The sequence below is a fragment of the Agrobacterium sp. 22-214-1 genome, assembly GCF_053522465.1.
The window spans coordinates 193,019-212,792 of record NZ_JBNWCK010000007.1 but is presented as its reverse complement, the minus strand read 5'-3'; the positions used below and the strand labels follow the sequence as shown (position 1 = coordinate 212,792).

The 19,774-nt window shown below is 60.3% G+C and carries 15 protein-coding genes; 11 read left to right on the top strand and 4 right to left on the bottom strand.

Features of this window, described 5'->3' with window-relative positions; all coding sequences use genetic code 11:
- Nucleotides 1-213 precede the first annotated feature (213 nt).
- On the bottom strand, nt 214-1,239 hold the full coding sequence (locus tag ACQZ5G_RS21745; RefSeq protein WP_035238465.1) for a substrate-binding domain-containing protein: 1,026 nt from the start codon (nt 1,237-1,239) through the stop codon (nt 214-216).
- 303 nt (nt 1,240-1,542) lie between these two features.
- Here ACQZ5G_RS21745 and ACQZ5G_RS21740 point away from each other — a divergent pair, with 303 nt between their 5' ends.
- Complete coding sequence (locus ACQZ5G_RS21740) at nt 1,543-2,778, top strand: ROK family transcriptional regulator (RefSeq protein WP_003521615.1); 1,236 nt, start codon at nt 1,543-1,545, stop codon at nt 2,776-2,778.
- Nucleotides 2,779-2,924: 146 nt separating this feature from the next.
- Nucleotides 2,925-4,940: a hypothetical protein gene (locus tag ACQZ5G_RS21735; protein ID WP_003521616.1), complete on the top strand. Its 2,016-nt coding sequence runs from the start codon at nt 2,925-2,927 to the stop codon at nt 4,938-4,940.
- 42 nt (nt 4,941-4,982) lie between these two features.
- Here the strand turns inward: ACQZ5G_RS21735 and ACQZ5G_RS21730 are convergent, their stop codons facing one another.
- Entirely contained in the window at nt 4,983-5,795 is an 813-nt protein-coding gene (locus ACQZ5G_RS21730; protein WP_003521617.1) for a nickel-binding protein, read from the bottom strand.
- Nucleotides 5,796-5,953: 158 nt separating this feature from the next.
- Nucleotides 5,954-7,891: an ABC transporter ATP-binding protein/permease gene (locus tag ACQZ5G_RS21725; protein ID WP_448738877.1), complete on the bottom strand. Its 1,938-nt coding sequence runs from the start codon at nt 7,889-7,891 to the stop codon at nt 5,954-5,956.
- 237 nt (nt 7,892-8,128) lie between these two features.
- Here ACQZ5G_RS21725 and ACQZ5G_RS21720 point away from each other — a divergent pair, with 237 nt between their 5' ends.
- The 3 genes from ACQZ5G_RS21720 (at nt 8,129) to ACQZ5G_RS21710 (ending at nt 11,373) form a co-directional block, all read left to right on the top strand.
- A complete protein-coding gene (locus ACQZ5G_RS21720; protein WP_448738876.1) occupies nt 8,129-8,995 on the top strand; it encodes an alpha/beta fold hydrolase in 867 nt (288 codons plus the stop codon).
- 187 nt (nt 8,996-9,182) lie between these two features.
- Complete coding sequence (locus ACQZ5G_RS21715) at nt 9,183-10,391, top strand: MFS transporter (protein ID WP_003521621.1); 1,209 nt, start codon at nt 9,183-9,185, stop codon at nt 10,389-10,391.
- A 172-nt stretch (nt 10,392-10,563) separates the two neighbouring features.
- Nucleotides 10,564-11,373 carry a cyclase family protein gene (locus tag ACQZ5G_RS21710; RefSeq protein WP_448738875.1) on the top strand — a complete coding sequence of 270 codons (810 nt, stop codon included), beginning with the start codon at nt 10,564-10,566 and terminating at the stop codon, nt 11,371-11,373.
- Between the two features lie 23 nt (nt 11,374-11,396).
- On the opposite strand, the gene ACQZ5G_RS21705 is transcribed toward ACQZ5G_RS21710, so the two are convergent.
- The gene (locus tag ACQZ5G_RS21705; protein WP_135397762.1) at nt 11,397-11,864 is read right to left on the bottom strand and encodes an Lrp/AsnC family transcriptional regulator; all 468 of its coding nucleotides are present in this window, start codon (nt 11,862-11,864) and stop codon (nt 11,397-11,399) included.
- A 121-nt stretch (nt 11,865-11,985) separates the two neighbouring features.
- Here ACQZ5G_RS21705 and ACQZ5G_RS21700 point away from each other — a divergent pair, with 121 nt between their 5' ends.
- The 6 genes from ACQZ5G_RS21700 (at nt 11,986) to doeA (ending at nt 19,773) form a co-directional block, all read left to right on the top strand.
- Nucleotides 11,986-13,464 carry an NAD-dependent succinate-semialdehyde dehydrogenase gene (locus ACQZ5G_RS21700; protein WP_448738874.1) on the top strand — a complete coding sequence of 493 codons (1,479 nt, stop codon included), beginning with the start codon at nt 11,986-11,988 and terminating at the stop codon, nt 13,462-13,464.
- Nucleotides 13,465-13,477: 13 nt separating this feature from the next.
- Complete coding sequence (locus tag ACQZ5G_RS21695; protein WP_448738873.1) at nt 13,478-14,881, top strand: aminotransferase; 1,404 nt, start codon at nt 13,478-13,480, stop codon at nt 14,879-14,881.
- A gap of 170 nt (nt 14,882-15,051) precedes the next feature.
- A complete protein-coding gene (ehuR, locus tag ACQZ5G_RS21690) occupies nt 15,052-16,500 on the top strand; it encodes a MocR-like ectoine utilization transcription factor EhuR (protein WP_448738872.1) in 1,449 nt (482 codons plus the stop codon).
- A gap of 68 nt (nt 16,501-16,568) precedes the next feature.
- The gene (gene eutB, locus ACQZ5G_RS21685; RefSeq protein WP_448738871.1) at nt 16,569-17,588 is read left to right on the top strand and encodes a hydroxyectoine utilization dehydratase EutB; all 1,020 of its coding nucleotides are present in this window, start codon (nt 16,569-16,571) and stop codon (nt 17,586-17,588) included.
- Nucleotides 17,585-18,598, top strand: coding sequence for an ectoine utilization protein EutC (eutC, locus tag ACQZ5G_RS21680; protein WP_448738870.1), 1,014 nt, complete (start codon nt 17,585-17,587; stop codon nt 18,596-18,598). Before eutB ends, eutC begins: the two co-directional genes overlap by 4 nt.
- Complete coding sequence (gene doeA / locus ACQZ5G_RS21675) at nt 18,595-19,773, top strand: ectoine hydrolase DoeA (protein WP_448738869.1); 1,179 nt, start codon at nt 18,595-18,597, stop codon at nt 19,771-19,773. The genes eutC and doeA overlap by 4 nt, the downstream gene beginning before the upstream one ends.
- Nucleotide 19,774 lies beyond the last annotated feature (1 nt).

Genomic DNA, 19,774 nt, shown 5'->3' with positions numbered 1-19,774 from the left:
CAGGTCTGCGGCTTCAACCCGGATACAGGATCGGCTGCCGGAAAATGCGATGCACGGATTAAACACGTTGGAGCGCCTTTTCACATCAGCAGGGAAGTGCGGCGTTCTGTTACGGCAGATTTTCAAAAGCGTGGCCAGACGTTTAATCGGAAAAACGAATCTGGCCAGAAGTGACGCCCCGCGGCTTAGAGAGGACGGGGCGTCAAAGGCTGCTCAGCCCCAGCAGGCCTTCAGCGCTTCATCGGAAGTGATGGAGTCAACGCCTGCAACCGGCTTGTCGGTGACGAGCGTGACGCCGGTGTTGAAGAACGGCAGGCCGGGGCTGGCCTCGGGCTTCTTGCCGGACTTCACATATTCGACGATCGCCTCGACTCCAAGCGACGCCATCTTGAGCGGATATTGCATCGACGTTGCGCCGATGACGCCCGCCTTCACGTTTTTAACGCCGGGGCAACCACCATCCACCGAGGTGATTATGACGGAGTCCTGCTTGCCGGTCGCCTTCAACGCTTCATAAGCGCCGGCCGCGGTCGGCTCGTTGATGGTGTAGACCACATTCAAATCGCTGTCTTTCTGGAGAAGCGTTTCCATGCCGGTGCGGCCGCCCTCTTCCGATCCCTGCCCCCACTGGTGGCCCACGATGCGCGCATCGTCCTCATCCAGATAACGCGTCACGTCCTTGGGATCGATGCCGAACCCTTTCATGAAGCCCTGATCGCGGGCGACATCCACCGTCGGCTGGTTTTCGAGCGCATCGATAAAGGCGACCTTGGCCTTGGAAGCATCGCCGACCGTTTTGGCGGCCCAGGAGCCGATCAGTTCACCCGCCTTGAAATTGTCGGTCGCAAAGGTCGCATCGGCGGCATCGGCAGGTTCCAGCGGCGTATCGAGCGCGATGACGAGGATACCCGCCTTACGGGCCTGCTCCACCACCGGCACCACCGCCTTGGTGTCGCTCGCCACCATCAGAATACCCTTTGCACCGGCGGAGATCAGGTTTTCGACAGCAGCCACCTGGCTTTCATTGTCGCCGTCGAACTTGCCGGCGAAACTCTGGATCTTCACGCCACCCAGTTCCTTGGCCTTCAAGGTCGCGCCTTCGCGGATCTTGGCAAAGAACGGATTGGCTTCGGTTTTGGTGATGACGCCGATAAGGATGTCTTCGGCCTGCGCGTTCAAGGGAATGAAGGCAAGGCTTACCCCCAGAGCGAGCGCTGCGGCGCCGAGACGTCCGGACATGGCAAAACTGCCCGCAGAAGCGGGTTTCTCAAAAAACTTCATTTGAAATCCTCCCAGATTACCAAGCGCTCCCTCCCATCCGGAGGACGTAATCCGTCTTGGCGCGATTATTACTGACCGCAATTATGCATACTGTCAACATTATCTAATTACCATTTTGTATTTTTTTATACATATATCAGGAGCAATATCGAAAATTTAGGATTATAAGGGGATTTTCTACCAAATGTTGGTAAGCAGTCTCGTCAGGCACGCGGCCGCATGCCAGACACTAAAAGACGCTGTGAGGAACGGAAACCGGCAATGGCAAGCACAACCTCCGGACAAGGATCTACCCCTCGCGAATGGCAGGGCGATCTCAACGCGATCAAGGCAAGCGCGGCGCTCTTGTCGCTGGTCGGATCGGGTCGCGCCCGTTCGCGCAGCGCCCTGACCGAACTTTCCGGTCTTTCGCGGGCGACCGTACACCAGAAGCTCGCGAGCCTGATCGATGCGGGGTTGATCCGCGAGACAGAGGAAACGCTTCCGAGCGGCGGACGCCCGACACGCGCCCTTGATCTGAACCGCGACTTTGCTGTCGTCCTCTCCGCCGATATCGGCGAGCAGCATATCCGCGTCGCCGTCACCGACCTGCAGCCGCGAATCCTGACCGAAATCTCGGAAACATTCGATATTCTGCGCGGCCCCGCTGTGGTTCTCAACTGGATCGAAGAGCAGTTCGAGGTGCTCTTATCGAAGATTGGCAAAACAACCGCCGATGTGCTGGGCATCGGCATTGGCCTGCCTGCCCCTGTCGATTACGCCAACGGCCGGGTCGTCGGTCCTTCCGTAATGGTCGGGTGGGACAATTTCGAAATCAGGCAACATCTTGAAGAAAGATTCGGTGTTCCCGTCTACGCCGAAAACGACGTAAACCTTCTGGCCTTGAGCGACCATCGGCAACGACGGACGAATGTCAGCGAGATGGTGTTCGTCAAGGTCGGAACGGGCATCGGCAGCGGCATCATCACCGAAGGCCGCCTTTATCGCGGCGCCCAGGGTGCGGCGGGCGATATCGGCCATATCCAGTTCGCACGCGAACCCGTACCGCTCTGCCGCTGCGGCAAGATCGGCTGCGTCGAAGCGCGCGCCGCCGGCTGGGCAATCGCACGCGAGTTACGCAAAGAGGGCATCGAGGCGCACACCGCCCGCGACGTGACCCGGCTGGTCGAACTTGGCCAGCCGCTTGCCATTCACCTCGTCAGGGAATCCGGCCGCATTCTCGGCGAGGTCATGACAAGCCTCGTCAGCATCCTGAACCCGCAGATGATCGTGATCGGCGGGACACTGGCAATCGCCAACGACCACCTTCTGGCCGGCATACGCGAGCTGGTCTACAAGCGCTCGCTTCCCCTGGCGACGAGGGAGCTGGAACTGGTGATCTCGCCCCCGGACCCCGATGCAGGCATCATGGGTGCCGCCATTCTTGTGGTTGAAGAACAGATGAAGGCACAGAATGTCGAAATGGTGATGTTGCGCCATAGCGCGCAGCCCAGGTAGAGGCCAGCCAGCACTTCGGATTAGCTGACACCTCCTCTCCGTCAAGATTTCCCACGCGAAAAACCGCCTGGCAATGACCACTTGCTAAGCAACTTTTGCGTGCTTAAAAGGCGGCCAATATCAGTTCGTTAGAGAGGACTCACTTCGTGGAACAGGAAAACATCCAGACCGGCAGGGGTCGGCGCAGGGCGCTTTGGGCGGCAGTTGCGATTATTGCCGTTGCTGCCGCAGGCGTCGTCGGCGGCAAGACCTTCTACGAAGCAAAGGTGAAGGAGCTGGTTGCCCGCAGCGGTGCGACGGCCACTTCCATCGAGGTCGATTTTCTCGGGAAAATTCATGTTCGCGATCTGACGCTGCCGCTTGAAGAGGGCAGGAACATCAAGATCGCGGCTATCGATGGACGTCCGAAACTTCCGTTTCTGGACGGCGCGTTGGACATGAACACCATCGACATCGATGTGCCGACCGGAAAGATTTCGATGGCGCAGGCCCGCGTCGAGAATGCCGCATTCGAAAAGCCGGCAAAGGCGGAAGGAAACGGCGGCTCCCTGCCCCGGCGCATCGAGCGCTTCGCGGCGACAAGCATCTCCACGCCGGAGGTGACGTTTACCCAGTCCGTCGCGACCACCGAGCAGAAGACCGTTTACAGGAATCTCGCTCTCTCTGAGATCGCCGGCGGCCGCATTGCCCGATACTCTATCGACAATGGCAGCTACGACATCAAGATGCAGCTTCCCGACAGCGAAGGCGCGATGAAGGACAAGCATATGGTCGTGTCGACCGGCGCGATCGCCGGCCAGGACATCGACGTCGCTTATCTCGCCCGGCTCTATACGGAAAAGGCCGGCCCGGACGACAAGGAAGCGAAGCCGCTCTACGGGCCGGTCTTCATCAAGACAGTTTCTTTCTCTGAAGGAGACGGTCATTTCAGCTACGATGAAATCCGCAGCGATGGCTTTACCGCCCGCATGCCGTCCGAACCGCTGCTGGATACCCTGAAAGCACTGACGGCGACCAAAGATCCCGACCAGCTTCCACCGGAGGAGCGCCAGGCGCTTTTCGCAAAGGTCGTGTCCATTCTCGACATGTTCGGCAAGAGCAACATGCAGCTCATCGGCTTCAAGGTCGATGCGCCGGATGAAAAAGAGGGAGCGGCCGGCAAAAGGGTCAAGGTCACCATCGACCGCATCGACATGCAGATGGACAGCCGCAAGCTCGACTTCGGCGTGAATGGCATGTCTATCGGAGACGGCGACGGCAGGATCGAAGTCGCGGAAGCAAGCCTCAAGGGCTTCGACTGGAGTTCGACGCTCAAGGGAATTTCCGAGATCATCGCGCTCGACGAGACGCAGATCGAGACCTTCCAGTTCAATCGCCTGATACCGGAACTTGGCCGGGTGCGCCTCGGCGGCATCAACGTCGATATCGCCGCACCGGAAAAGACGGAGGAGGAGACGGAGGAAGAAACGGCCGGCACGCCGGAACGCATCAAATTCTCACTCAAGAATTTCGAGATGGGGCTGACCAAGCCCTTCAACGGCATTCCGACCGATATCGAGATCAGGCAGGACGAGCTCACGCTTCCGATCCCGGCGGACTCGACGGAGGAAGTTTTCGTCGAAGCCCGCAAACTGGGTCTCGAAACGCTGGCCTTCTCTTATGGTCTCGCCGCCGGCTGGGACGAACCGAACAGCAATCTGGTGATCCGCGATATCTCGCTCAGCAGCAAGGATTTCGGCAGCGTCAATTTTGCCGGTCTGGTAAGCGGCTTTACGGAAGAGTTCTTCTCCTTTGACGTCAATCGCGCGCAGGCGGCGCTCTTCGGGCTTGCCGGCCGCGAAGTGAAGCTCACGATCAAGGACGAAGGTTTGATGGCCAAGGCGATCAAGCTTTATGCCCTGCAGAACGACATGACGGAAGATCAAGTACGCGCCACTCTGACTCTGGTGGCGAGCATGATGCTGCCGCAGGTGGCGGCTGAACAGCCGAAGCTGCAAAACGCCGTGGAAGCGCTCGTCCAGTTCATCAGCAAACCCGGCACCCTGACGGTAACGGTCAAATCCACCGGCGCAAACGGCCTCGGCATTTTCGATCTGGTTGCCGCCTCCGACAATCCGATGGGGCTTCTCGACAAGGTCGATATTCAGGCGACGGCCGAATAAATCGGGCGATTTCTGCCCCTTCAGTGGCTGCACAAACCGAAGCTAGTGCAGCCACTCGCAACTATAGGCCAGCACCGGCTCGGCAAAGCCTTTCAGCCTGTAACGATCGCCATGCACGAGGACATCGGCGCCGCCATATTCCTGAAAAGTCTTGTCCGATATCAGGATCTGGTCGCTCTCGGCGGCGGCGCAAAGTCTTGCCGCCAATTGCACGGTCGTGCCGAAGAAATCATTGCTGTCCTCGATAGGCTCCCCGCAATCCAGACCGATACGGATATGGATGGGCTCGCCCCTGTCGCTGTTGTAACGATGGAACTCGCGCTGGATATCGATGGCGCAATCCACCGCAAATGGCGTGGAGGAGAACACGGCCATTATGCCATCGCCGGTGTGCTTGACCTCCCGCCCCGAGCGCCGCCCCAGACAACCGCGCACGAGCGCATCGTGTGCCCGGATGAGTTCCGCTGCCATGCGATCCCCGAGGCGGGCCGTCATTTCGGTTGAACCGACGATGTCCGTGAAAAGGATCGCGCGGTGGCCGGGGTCCATATTTTTCGAGGAGGCCCCGGGCGCTACCGGGTCCTGTATTCGCCCAAGAAACGCTTCCACCGCCGACAGCGCGACTTCCACCACTTCGCTGGCGACAAACCCGTGCGCTTCGCGATGCACGCATTGCGCGGTTTCAGCGTCCGGAGCGTCCATAAGGCAAAAGGCCGTACCGCGCCTTTCATCGAACCAGTAGGTCAAAAACCTGACACCGTACCGATCCTGGATGTTGAGATCTTTAAGATGTGCTGCGGCGATATCCGCAGCGGAAACGCCGGCAAGCTCGTGCCGGTCCATGAAGATAGGCATTGGTTTCCTCCCAAGAGTATATCGTTGCCTCCTCTGCCAGCCATTTTATGACTTCGCCGAATTGCCGTCCATTGTTCTTACGGGTGACACAGCACAAGGCGGGAACACCGGAAAGGGCGATATTCGTTTGCGTTAGCATTCCCGACAGCCGCAGCGACTTACCTGCGTTTGACCATGCGCCGAAGCAGGGAGCGGGCCTTGCCGGGGATGAGGTGGATATCGCTGACCAGCTTTGCGCCGCCCTCCCGTCGCTCCAAGGTTATCTTCCGGCTATGGAAGGCCTCCAGTTCGGCACGATGCGCCACGCTGATGATGGTGGCGTCGGGCAATTCATCGATCACCGTCTGCATCATCCTGTCCTGGCTTTTTTCGTCGAGAGCCGCAGTCGCTTCGTCCATGACGATGATATCCGGGTCGTTCAGCAACAGGCGGGCAAAGGTCAGCCGCTGTTTTTCACCGCCGGACAGCGTCTCGTCCCACGGCGCCTCCTCCTCCACCTTGTCTTTGAGATGGCCGAGACCAACCTTGTCGAGAGCTTCTCCTATCTCTTCGAAAGTCCAGCTCTCGGCCGCCTGCGGATAGCAGACCGCCCGGCGAAGGGTGCCGGAGGGCACATATGGCCGCTGCGGCAACATGAAAAGCCGGCTGCCTGCCCGAAAACTGACGCTGCCCCCGCCCCATGGCCACAGGCCCGCGATTGCCCGAACGAGCGTGCTTTTGCCGGACCCGGATTCGCCTGCGACGAGCACTCTTTCTCCCCGCCCGATTTCCACATCGGTCTCCTTGACGACGGCCGTGCCGTCGCCGAGCGACACCGAAACATCCTTGAGGCTGAGCATCGTTTCGCCTTCCGTTTCGCCGCGTACGATCCGGCCGAGCTTATCGCTCTGTTCGGCCCGCTCCAGCCCGTCAAGCGACATCATCAGGGAGGCAACGCGGCGTGCACAGGCATTCCAGTCCGCCAGCCGGGGATAGTTGTCGACCAGCCAGCCGAAGGCGGATTGAACGATGGTGAAAGCGGATGCCGCCTGCATGACCTGGCCGAGAGACATGCTTCCATCGAGAAATTTCGGCGCGCAAAGCAGAAGTGGAACAACGGGCGCGATCAACATCGATCCATGCGACACGACGGTGGTGCGCATATATTGCTGCGCCATCTGCTTCCACTGCTGCCGGACATTGCGGAACCTCCGGTCGAGGTCGCTTCTCTCCTCCTCTTCGCCGCCAAGCAGGGCGATGCTCTCCCCGTTTTCCCGGACACGGGTGAGCGTGTAACGGAATTCCGCCTCCAGCTGGTTCTTGACCTCGGAGACCCGGACGAAGTTCCGGCCGATCAACGCGATGGAACTCGATGTGATGAGCGCATAGATCACCGCCGCAATCACCAGAAAGCCGGGTATCGTGACCGATAAGCCGCCGATCGGCAGCGTCAGCGCACCGCCAATCGTCCACAGAACGACGATAAAGGTGGACGCCGATACGAAGGCGGCAATGACGCCCGCCACGAAATCCACGGGCGCTTCGGTGGCGATCCGCATATCTTCCGACAGCCTCGCCTCCGGATTCTGATGGTCGCCGTCGATCAGGTTGAGCTGATAGTAGCGGCCATTTGCGATCCATCGGGAGACCAGCACCTTGGTCAGCCACGACCGCCAGCGCCGCTGAATGCGCATTCTGACGTAGACCTGCGAGGTCACAATGAAAACGCTTCCGAGAACCAGCGGCGGGAATATGGAAGCGAGAAAGTAGACCGTCGATGCATCCCGTTTTTCAATCGCATCGAAAATCCCGCGATTCCAGACATTGATGCCATATTGGAAACCGACATTGACGCCGATCATAGCGAGAAGCCCGATGGAGAACGGCCAGGCAAGCCCGTCCCCACGGCGGCTCCAGAACCCCCGCGCGCTGATCAGGAAGCGCTTCAGAAGATATCGCTTGCGGGCCTCTTCGGCCTGCTGCGGCGTCAAACCCGGAGCGGGCTCCAATTCCTCCGGCGGAAGGGGATCATCGGGTGCGTCGTTGGCATGAACATCCTCTGCACCCTTTCGGCCGGTGCCATCGATCGGGTTCGGTTTTGCGTCAGCATCGGTCATGGATGCATAAACGGATGACCGTTTGAAAAGTTGCCGGCCCGGGACGCTAGCGATCCCGGTTTTTTCTCCACTTCAGCAGATAGCCAAATCGCGGTCCCAGCGGAACGTCGGCGATGACCCATTCCATCGGGCCGAGCGAAATCGGCGCCGCCGCCGCTCAGCGCGTGCATCCGGCCATGCACGGATAAGGGAACCATTCGTCCCGCTCTGCGCTCTTATCCCTGAGGGAGCAGTTCAATGGACACGCGCGTCACACATCGCAGAACCTCAATTGCGGGGGTAGAGACCTTCTACAGGGAGGCTGGCTCGCAGGATGCGCCGGTCATTCTGCTGCCGCACGGCTATCCCTGCTCATCCTTCGAGTTCCGAAACCTCATGCCCAGATTGGCCGACAGATGGCGGCTGATCGCACCCGATTTTCCGGGATTCGGCTATAGCGGCAATCCCGAAACCTTTTCCTATAGCTTTGACGGTTATGCCAGCTGGCTTAACGCTTTTGTCGAGACGCTGGGTCTCGATCGTTTTGTTCTCTACCTGCACGACTTCGGCTCTCCCATCGGCGCAAGGCTTGCCATCATGAAGCCGGACCGCATCGTGGGACAGATCATCCAGAATGGCGATATTCCCTATGAAGACGCGCTGGGGCCGAAATATGCCGATATCGAAAAGTTCTGGTCGCTGCCTGCAGACCGGATGCGCGCCGCATTTCGCGATGCCGTCACCGAGGAGAATTTTCGTGACGAGTTTCTGAATAATGTCCGGCCCGAGCTTACCGCACTCATTCCTCCTGACCTCTGGCAATTGCACTGGAGCCTTGTGACGGAGAGGAGGAAGGATATCGCCGCGGAACTACTTTCCGACCTCAAGGCAAATCGCGACTGGTTTCCGATCCACCGCCGCTACCTGCAAACCTGTCGGCCGCCGACCGTCATCATCTGGGGACCGCAGGATCACTACATGCCCGAGCGCTCCGCCCGCGCTTATCTTCGCGATATGCCCGATGCCGAGCTTCATCTGCTGGACGGAGGACACTGGCTCCTGGAAACAAACCTTGAGGAAGTCATCCCCTTGATCCGGAACTTTCTTGATCGCATCCACCACTGATGGGACCACCCTTTCATCGCGCCCTCATTCAGGCCGCCGGTCCGCAATGGCATCCTCCCCACGCGAATGGCGCGGCGAATGTTGTGCGATGCACAATTTCGGAGGAATAGGCATGAAATTCGGATTTTTAGATACATATCATCCGGAAAAAACCGTCTAAAACTCTCTCAACTCAAGGAGAGACGTCATGACGGACACGACATCACAGTTTGATGGGGTAGCTATCCCCCTGGAAACCACAGAAGAACCCGCATGGACGGCTGCGACCTGGTTCGCTGTTCTTTCCATGGCGGCCACCAGCTTCGCGCTGGTATCGGCCGAGTTCCTGCCAGCGGGCCTGTTGACGCCCATGGCGCGCGATCTTGGCATCACCGAAGGCACGGCCGGACAGGTCGTCACCGCCACCGCCTCCGTAGGCGCGGTGACGGCCCTGTTGAGCAATGTTCTGATCGGCAAGCTGAACCGCAAGACAGTGCTTGTCGGTCTTAGCGCGCTGGCGATCGCCTCCAACATTCTGGCATCGGTTGCCGCCGATTTCTGGCTATTGCTGTTGGGCCGGGCCGGGCTGGGTATTGCACTCAGCGGTTTCTGGGCGCTGTCGGTTGCCGTTGTGGCGCGGCTTGTCGGCGCAAATGCAACCGGGCGCGGCATGGCCATCGTCACCCTCGGCGTTTCGCTCGCCACCATCGCTGCACCTTCGATGGGCGCCCTGATCAGCGACTGGCTGGGATGGCGCACCGCCATGTCGATGACGGCGGGACTTGCCGTCATTGCCATGCTGTTACAGATACTCAGCCTGCCGTCTCTGCCGGCGAGCACAAGCAACAGTCTGTCCGATGTCCTTGGATTGACGCGGCGCCGCAGCGTTCAGCTCGGTATGCTTGCCATCCTGTTGCTGATGACAGGGCATTTTGCAGGCTCGGTCTATGTGCGTCCCTTCCTCGAAAAGGTCACGCTTCTTGACACCACGCCGATTGCACTCGCCCTGCTCGGCTTTGGCGTTGCCTCGGTGATCGGCAATGTCGTCGGCGGCCGGATGGCTGACGCCAGTATCCGCGTTGCTCTCATCGTCACTGCCGCGGTGATGGCATTTGCGACGATCGCCCTCGTTATCTGGGGCGCTCATACGAGTGCGGCTTTTGCTCTCGTCGCACTTTGGGGCCTTGCATTCGGCATGGGGCCGGTCGTGCTGCCGACAAACCTCTCCCGTGGTGCACCCGATGCTCTGGAGGCAGCCGGCAGCCTGATGGTGGTATCTTTCCAGGTGGCGATCAGCATTGGCGCGGTGCTCGGCGGTTATATCGTTGACTCCTACGGTGCGACCGCGCCGCTCGCTCTCACTGCCGTCCTCGCCGCATTGACGGTCGCACTCGCCGTCGTGCAGCGTCGCGACTGATCCCTGCCACTCCTGGGCCGCGGGCGACATGACGCCCGCGGCACCGGATGAGCGGCGACTTTCCGGAGCCGCCACCTGCAACAGGTTAAAAATTGGGGCAGGTCCTGCCTTGCGCCACTCCACCTTTGCGCTACGCTTGAGAACAGGGATTTCTCAATGGAGGGACTGAGGCATGTGCAACAATTGCGTGATCGAGAACGTAAAACGGAACATGCTGTCACGACGCCTGCTGTTCAAGGGCGCCGCGGCCGGTTTAACGGCCATGACGGCGGGCAGCCTGGCTTCCCCGGTGCTGGCGCAATCGCCCCGGCAGGTCGTTGATCTCACCCATACCTATGATTCCACATTTCCCACATTCGATGGCAAACCGGGCATAGAATATGAGTGGGCAGCGGAGATCGCCAGGGACGGCTATCAGCTCCACAAACTCACCATCTACGAACATACCGGCACCCATATCGATGCGCCTTTCCATTTCAGCGCGGATGGAGCGAGCGTCGACCAACTGGAGCCGCAGAAACTTGTGGCGCCGCTTGTCATCGTCGACATCACCGACCGCGCCAAAGACGATGCCAATTCCACCATTGAAGCCGACGACATCGAGCGCTGGATATCTGCGAATGGCGACATCCCGGCAGGTGCAATCGTGGCCCTGCGCTCCGGCTGGGCAACCAAGGTGAAGAGCCCCTCATTCCGCAATGACGACGCCGGAAAATTCGCCTTCCCCGGTTTCGGCAAATCGGCGACCGACCTTCTGCTCAAGCTCGACACCGTCGCCATTGGCGTCGACACGCTTTCGCTGGATCCCGGCAATTCCGCAGATTTCGCGGTTCACAATTCCTGGCTGCCGGCGGGGCGCTACGGCATCGAAGGGCTGAACAACCTTGAGGCTCTGCCGGTCAAGGGAGCGACCATAATCGTCGGCGCGCCGGCACACCGCGGCGGAACGGGCGGCCCGGCCCGGATTCTGGCCCTGGTCTGATTCCGGACAGCCCTTCCGTTCACTCATGGATCGATTGGAAAGGCGAAGCCGGCCTTGACGCGGTCCATGACGACCATCGTCTTGAACCCCTTGATATCGTGGTTCTCGTAAAAGAACCGGCGGGTGAATGCCTCGTAGTCCTCCATGTCCTTGGCCGTGATCACCAGGATGAAATCGGCATCGCCCGTCACGTAATAACCGATCATCACCTCCCGCGTGGCGCGAATGGCGGCTTTGAAACGGTCGACAATATCGGCCCTTTCTCGCTCCAGCGAGACGAGAACGATCATGGTGATGCCGCGCCCGACGGCCCTGGGCGAAACGATTGCCACATCGGCTTCGATTACGCCCTCATCACGCAGCCGCTTCAAGCGACGCTGGCACGCGGTTGGCGACAGGTTGACGATTTTGGCGAGCTCTTCCGATGTCAGGCGATTGTTCTTCTGCACGGCGTCAAGCAGTGCCCGGTCGGCTCGGTCAATCTGGGTCATGCGGGATTCCTGCATCTGAATGTCGAACTAAGCATTATTCCTGCGTCGAAACGTGCTTAAACGCCGTCGATCAATCATGCAGCGCAGTTAAGCTTCTGGCAAATGAAAAGGGAACTTGCCGATGGAAGCTATCGCCAGCGCAGCGCTTAAAAACCTTCAACGACCGGAGCTGATCGAACATCGTGCCTTTCTGGACGGGCAATGGGTGGCGCGTAAGGAGACGCTGGGCGTTGTCGATCCGGCAAGCGGAGATCATCTGCTCGATGTCTCTTCCTGCTCCCTGAACGACGTGGACGCCGCAGTCGAGGCTGCCGACAGAGCGTTTCTCCGGTGGCGGGACATGCTGCCCGTGGAACGCGGCGATATCCTGCGGGCATGGGGCCGGCTGATGCGTGACAATGCCCGCGACCTCGCTGTTATCATCAGCGCCGAACAGGGAAAGCCGCTTTCGGAATCGCTCGGCGAAATTTCCTATGCCGCCGCCTTTTTGGACTGGTTTGCAAGCGAAGGCGAGAGATCCTATGGCGAGACAATTCCAAGCCATCTCAAAGGCGGCAATCTTTCCGTGCGGATGCAGCCGATCGGCGTCACGGTGGCCATCACGCCCTGGAATTTCCCCTCAGCCATGATCGCCCGCAAGGCCGGCGCGGCCCTTGCTGCCGGCTGCACGATGATCGTCAAACCGGCGCCTGAAACACCGCTTTCGGCACTGGCACTAGCGAAACTGGCGCAGGAGACGGGCATGCCGGCCGGCGTGTTGCAGGTTCTGCCGGGTGAAGCCGCACCGCTTGCGCGCCGCCTGCTGGAGCATACCGAGGTGCGGGCATTTTCCTTCACCGGTTCGACGGAGGTGGGACGACTCCTCCTCACGCAATCGGCGGCGACCATCAAAAAAGCCTCGCTGGAACTTGGCGGCCACGCTCCCTTCATCGTCTTCGCCGATGCGGACCTGTCCCAGACCGTGAAGGGCTGCCTCGCCGCCAAATTCGCCACATCGGGACAGGACTGCCTTGCGGCAAACCGCATCTATGTTCAACGCGGGCTTTATGACCGTTTCATTGAGCGGTTTGCCGATGCGACCTCCAGACTGACCGTCGGGCATGGCCTTGAACCCGGTATCGACATCGGGCCGATGACACGACCGTCCGTCGCCGAAAAGTGCCGTCAGCAGATTGCGCAGGCGCTCTCTTCCGGCGCGCGCCTCGTCTGCGGCGGGCAGGACAGCCCGCTCGGCGGCAATTTCGTCACCCCGACCGTGCTGGCCGACGTGACCGACGACATGCTGATCGCGCGCGAAGAAACCTTCGGTCCGGTTGCCGCCATCCTGCCCTTCGATGACGAGCGGGAAGTGGTCCGCCGCGCCAATGCCACGGAAATGGGGCTTGCGGCCTATGTCTACACCAACGACCTCGGCCGGGCGATGCGCCTGACCGACCAGCTGGAATACGGCATGGTTGCCGTCAACACGCCGAAGTTCACCGGCGCACCCATTCCATTCGGCGGCTGGAAACAATCCGGCCTTGGCCGCGAGGGCTCGCGTCATGGCCTCATGGAATATCTCGAACCCAAATATGTCTGCTTCGGCAACCTGGCTGCCTGAAAGGAACTCGCCTATGACCATCGACATCAAAAACATCGCGGAAATGGATCGAAATGCGGTTCTGCATCCCTTCACGCAGCTGAAGGATTTCGCCAGCGGCAAACTCGGTGAACCGACCATCGTCGACACCGGCAAGGGCATCCGCATTCAGGACGCGCATGGCAAACAGCTGATCGATGGCTTTGCCGGTCTTTATTGCGTCAATGTCGGCTATGGCCGCACCGAGGTGGCGGAGGCCATCTCCCGTCAGGCCTATCGGCTTGCCTATTACCATTCTTACGCCGCCCACACGACGGACGAACTGGCGATCCTTTCAGACCGGCTGGTGAAGATGGCGCCCGGCAAGATGAGCAAGGTCTTTTACGGCATGTCGGGCTCGGACGCCAACGAGACCCAGGCAAAGCTCGTCTGGTATTACAACAATCTGCGCGGCAAGCCGCAGAAGAAAAAAATCATCTCCCGCGAACGGGGATATCACGGATGCAGCGTGGTTTCCGGCTCCATGACCGGCATGAGCTTTTATCACGACCACATGGACCTGCCGCGCGCCGGCGTGCTGCACACAGGCGTTCCGCACCATTACTGGGGTGCGGAAGCCGGTGAAACCGAGCTGGAATTCTCAAAACGGCGCGCCGACGAACTGGAAGCGCTCATCCTGCGCGAAGGTCCCGACACGATAGGCGCCTTCATTGCCGAACCGGTGCTCGGCACGGGCGGCATCACGCCGCCGCCGGAAGGCTACTGGCCGGCGATACAGGACGTTCTCAAAAAATACGATGTCCTGCTGATTGCCGATGAGGTGATTACCGGCTTCGGCCGTACAGGCTCCATGTTCGGCTCGCAACATTACGGCATCGAGCCGGACCTGATCACCGTGGCCAAGGGTCTGACTTCGGCCTATTTCCCGCTCTCCGGCGCCATCGTGGGGGAGAAAGTCTACAGGGTGATGGAGGAAGGCGCCGATCGCGTCGGGGCCTTCTCCCATGGCTACACCTATTCCGGCCACCCCATCGGTGCGGCTGCGGCAAATGCCGTGCTCGACATCGTGGAAAAGGAAGACCTGCCCCGCAATGCGCGCGCCGTCGGCAGCTATTTTCAGGAGCAGCTGAAGGCGAAGTTCGCGCAGCTTCCAATCGTCGGAGAGGTGCGCGGTGTGGGCCTGATGGGCGCCATCGAATTCGTGGCGGATCGTGAAAAGAAGACACGTTTCGCCCCCGGCCTCACGGTCGGCGCGCGCGTTTCGAAGGCGGCGCGCAACGGCGGCCTTATTGCGCGCGCCATGCCGCATGGCGATATTCTGGGCTTTGCACCGCCGCTCGTCACAACGAAGGCGGAGGTGGACGAGATCATCGCCATCGCTGAAGCCGCCGTCCGCACCGTCATGGATGATCTGGTGCGGGCCGGCGAAAAAATCTGACGCCAGCCTTGGCGTTCAACGGTCACAGCTGCTGCCCATTTCGACAGCAATGAGATGACAACTGCGCCTATTTGCGGCGCAGTTGTCATCTGCGCTGCATAAGGCTTCATCTTTTCGCAGAAGCATGCATAATGTCATGAAATTACCGTCGTAAAAAACGAGACAATTTCATGCGTCGTCAAGCCAATCCGCTCAGCTCCGATCCGGTTTCCGCAACCAAACCGGTGGCATGGCGGCCGACCCTGGCCAAGCAGAAGGGCGAAACGAAACATTCGGCACTAACGGAACGCATCATTGCCGATATCGACGCCGGCGTTCTGAAGCCAATGGACCGCATGCCGACACACCGCGATCTCGCTCGCGAACTCGGCCTTTCGGTCCAGACCGTCAGCCTTTCCTACAAGGAGGCCGAGCGGCTGGGTTATCTCAGCGGTGAAATCGGCCGCGGCACTTTCGTGAAGACACGGGTGACGGACCGGGCGGGCCGCATGATGCTCGATCACAGCCCGACCGAGGTGCTCGATCTATCGATTATCCGCGGCGTTTATCTCGACGACCATGAAAACGCCTCGCGCGCCATCCTTCGCGAATTGGCCGATGGCGACAATTCGGGTTTCATGCGCCCCTGCCGGCCGGTCGCGGGCCTCGACAGCCATCGCGCAACCGCCCGGATCTGGCTTGGCATGATGGGCGTGACCGCCGGCGCGGAGCGTATTCTCGTCACCAACGGTGCTGCGCACGGCATTTTTCTCGCCTTGAGCTGCATCATCCGCTCGAACGACGTGGTTCTCTGCGAAAACCTCACCGACCACGGCATTATCGGCCTGTCGAACATTCTGGGCTTCAGCCTCAAGGGCCTGCCCACCGACGAAGAGGGCATTCTGCCGGACGCGCTGGAGGCCGCCTGTGCAGCCGGTGGCGTCAGGGCGCTGGTGCTCATTCCCACCCTCAACAATCCCACCGGGCATGTTTCGGGTGCGGAGCGCAGGCGGGCGATTGCGGCGATCGCCGAACGGTACGGCGTCTTTGTCATTGAGGACGAAGTCTATCGCCCGATCATCGAGGATGACCTGCCGTCCATCACCGAAATGCTGCCTGATCTGGGCTTTTTCGTCACCAGCTTTACTAAGACGGTGCTGACCGGGCTGCGCGTCGGTTATCTCGTCGTGCCGCCCGCATACTCCATCCGCGCCGCCTCTATCCTGCGTGTATCGAGCTGGAGCGGAACCTATCTCACGGCCGAAATCGCCACACGCTGGGTCGAAAACGGCACCGCACGGCGGCTGCTGGATGTCCAGCGCGCCGAAGTGCGTGCGCGGCAAAAGATCGCCACGGACATATTGGGCGACCATATCGCCTCGAGCCACCCCCTCTCCTTCTGCGCCTGGCTGAAGGTTCCACCGCGCTGGACGGAGGACGGCCTGGTGCGCGCGCTCACAAACCAGAACGTCGCGGTCACGCCGTCGGAACCATTCATTGCCGGCCCCGGCCATGGCGGCGGCATCCGCATATGCCTCGGCGGCCGCCTCAATCACCCAAGCCTCGTCAAAGCCTTGACCACCGTGCGGCAGACCTTCGAGCAACTGCCGCCGGTCTACGATATCGGTTCAATCGGCTGAGGCAGCTGCCCGAAAATCATTGAATCATTACAATATAATAATTGACATGATTTTACTTCGCTCTCAACATGACAATCATGAAGAGCGAAACCCTGTCCATATCCGCCGACAAAACCCTGCTTCCGGTCTCGCTGACCGCGATAGAGCAGGCAGCTGCGCGGCTTGCCGGACAGGTCGAGCGAACACCTTTGGTTCGCTCGGACAATCTGTCCGAACGCTGTGGTTCTCCCGTTCATCTGAAACTTGAAACCCTTCAGCCCATCGGCGCCTTCAAACTGCGCGGCGCGATGAACGCCATACTCTCGCTTGACGATGAGGCACGCAGGCGTGGCCTCGTTACGGCCTCGACCGGCAATCATGGCCGGGCCGTGGCCTATGCGGCCCGCAAGCTCGGAATTCCCGCCACGATCTGCATGTCGGCACTCGTGCCGGCGAACAAGGTTGAGGCGATCCGCGCGCTCGGTGCGGAGATCCGGATCGTCGGCAGGTCGCAGGATGACGCGCAGGAAGAAGCGGAGCGCCTGACCAAGAGTCTCGGCCTGACCGCAATCCCACCATTCGATGATGCTGACGTCGTGGCAGGCCAGGGCACGATCGGTCTCGAGGTTGTCGAAGATATGCCTGAACTGACGACGGTGCTTGTTCCTCTTTCCGGCGGCGGCCTTGCGGGCGGTATCGCCGTTGCGGTGAAGGCGCTAAAGCCGCGGGCACGGGTCATCGGCATTTCCATGGAGCGGGGTGCGGCCATGCAGGCATCGGTCGCAGCCGGCCGGCCCGTCACCGTCCGGGAGGAAGAAACGCTGGCGGATTCGCTGGGCGGCGGGATTGGACTGGAGAACCGCGTGACATTCGCGCTTTGCCAGGCACTTCTCGATGAGATCGTGCTGGTTTCCGAAGACGAGATTGCAGCCGGCATCCGCCATGCGGCGCGCGAAGAAGATTTGACGGTGGAGGGCGCGGGCGCCGTTGGTTTCGCTGCCATCCTGTCCGGCAAGATCGACATCAGCGGCCCGACCGCCATCATCGTGTCGGGCGGAAACATCGATCCGGCGATCCACAGAACAATCATCGACGGGGGAGTCGCATGAGCCGCATCACCATCCTGACCGAAAAAGATCTGCGCGGTGTCATCCAGCTCGACCTTTCCGCTGTCGACTGCGTGGAGAGGGCCTTTGCGGCGCTCGCAACGCAAGCCGTTGCCATGCCGCCGATCCTGCGGCTCGATATTCCCGAGTTTCGGGGCGAAGTGGATGTGAAGACGGCTTATGTGCCGGGCTTTGAGGGTTTCGCCATCAAGGTCAGCCCCGGTTTCTTCGACAATCCGAAACTCGGTCTGCCCAGCCTCAATGGCCTCATGATCCTCTTCAGTGCGAAGACCGGACTGGTGGAGGCGCTTCTCCTCGATAACGGCTATCTTACCGATGTGAGGACCGCCGCGGCCGGTGCTGTCGCGGCGCGGCATCTGGCCCGCGAAAATGCTCCCGTCGCCGCGATCTTCGGGGCGGGCATGCAGGCGCGTTTGCAGCTTGAAGCCCTGATGCTGGTGCGCCCGATCAGGTTGGCGCGGATATGGGCACGCGACCATGACAAAGCCGAGAGACTTGCGAGCGATTTCGCCAGCGAACACGGCATCGAAGTCACCGCCATGGCCGATCCGCAGGCTACCGCGCGGGGCGCCGATATCATCGTGACAACGACACCCGCCGAAAAGCCGATACTCTTCGCCGACTGGCTGGAAGAAGGCCAGCATCTGACAGCCATGGGATCGGATGCCGAACACAAGAACGAGATCGATCCGGCCGTATTCGCCAGAGCGCGTTATGTCGCGGACCGCATCTCGCAGACCCGCATTCTCGGTGAGTTGCATCACGCCATCGCCGCCGGGCGCGCCGCGTCGGATCAACACTTCGTCGAACTTGGGAATGTCATTGCCGGCAAGGTGCAGGGCCGTGTTTCGAACAAGGACATCACCTTTGCCGATCTGACCGGCACCGGCGTGCAGGACACCGCCATCGCCAATCTCGCCTTTGCCCGCGCAAAGGAAGCCAAGAGCGGTCAAACCATCGAAAACAGCATAAAAATGGGAGACGCAGCGTGAGCGTAACGCTGAACTTTACGCGCAAGGAATATGCCGCGCGCCTGTCCAAAACCCGCAAAGCCATGGAAAAGGCCGGGATCGACCTGCTTGTCGTCACCGACCCGTCCAACATGCATTGGCTGACCGGTTATGACGGCTGGTCCTTCTATGTGCATCAATGCGTGCTGGTGCCGCCGGAAGGCGAGCCGATCTGGTACGGCCGCAAGCAGGATGCCAACGGCGCCAGGCGCACGGCCTATCTCGCCCACGACAATATCATCGGCTATCCGGATCACTACGTTCAATCGACCGAACGGCACCCGATGGATCTGCTGTCTGAGATCATCGAGGAGCGCGGCTGGTCCGGCCTGACGGTGGGCGTCGAGATGGATAATTATTATTTCTCGGCAGCCGCCTTCACGTCTCTGCAGAAACATCTGCCGAACGCCCGTTTCAAGGATGCCGCCGGTCTCGTGAATTGGCAGCGCGCGGTGAAGAGCCCGACCGAACTCGACTATATGCGCAAGGCCGGCAAAATCGTAGAGCTGATGCACAAGCGTATCGTCGATGTCGTTGAGCCGGGCATGCGCAAATGCGATCTCGTGGCCGAAATATACGATGCCGGCATTCGTGGTACCGCCGAATTCGGCGGCGACTATCCCGCCATCGTGCCGCTGCTTCCTTCGGGTGCCGACGCGTCCGCCCCGCATCTGACATGGGACGACAAGCCGATGCGCTCAGGCGAAGGGACTTTCTTCGAAATCGCCGGCGCTTACCGCCGTTATCATTGCCCACTGTCGCGCACCGTCTTTCTCGGCAAGCCGACACAGGCATTTCTCGATGCAGAGAAGGCAACACTTGAGGGCATGCAAGCCGGTCTTTCCGCGGCGAAGCCGGGCAACACCTGCGAGGACATCGCCAATGCCTTTTTCGCCGTGCTGAAAAAATACGGGATCATCAAGGACAACCGCACCGGCTATCCCATCGGCCTCTCCTATCCGCCGGACTGGGGCGAGCGCACGATGAGCCTTCGACCCGGCGACCGCACGGAGCTGAAACCCGGCATGACATTCCATTTCATGACCGGCCTCTGGCTGGAAGACATGGGCCTCGAAATCACCGAAAGCATCGCGATCACAGAAACCGGTGTCGAATGCCTTTCCAATGTGCCGCGGCAACTCTTCGTGAAAGGCTAAG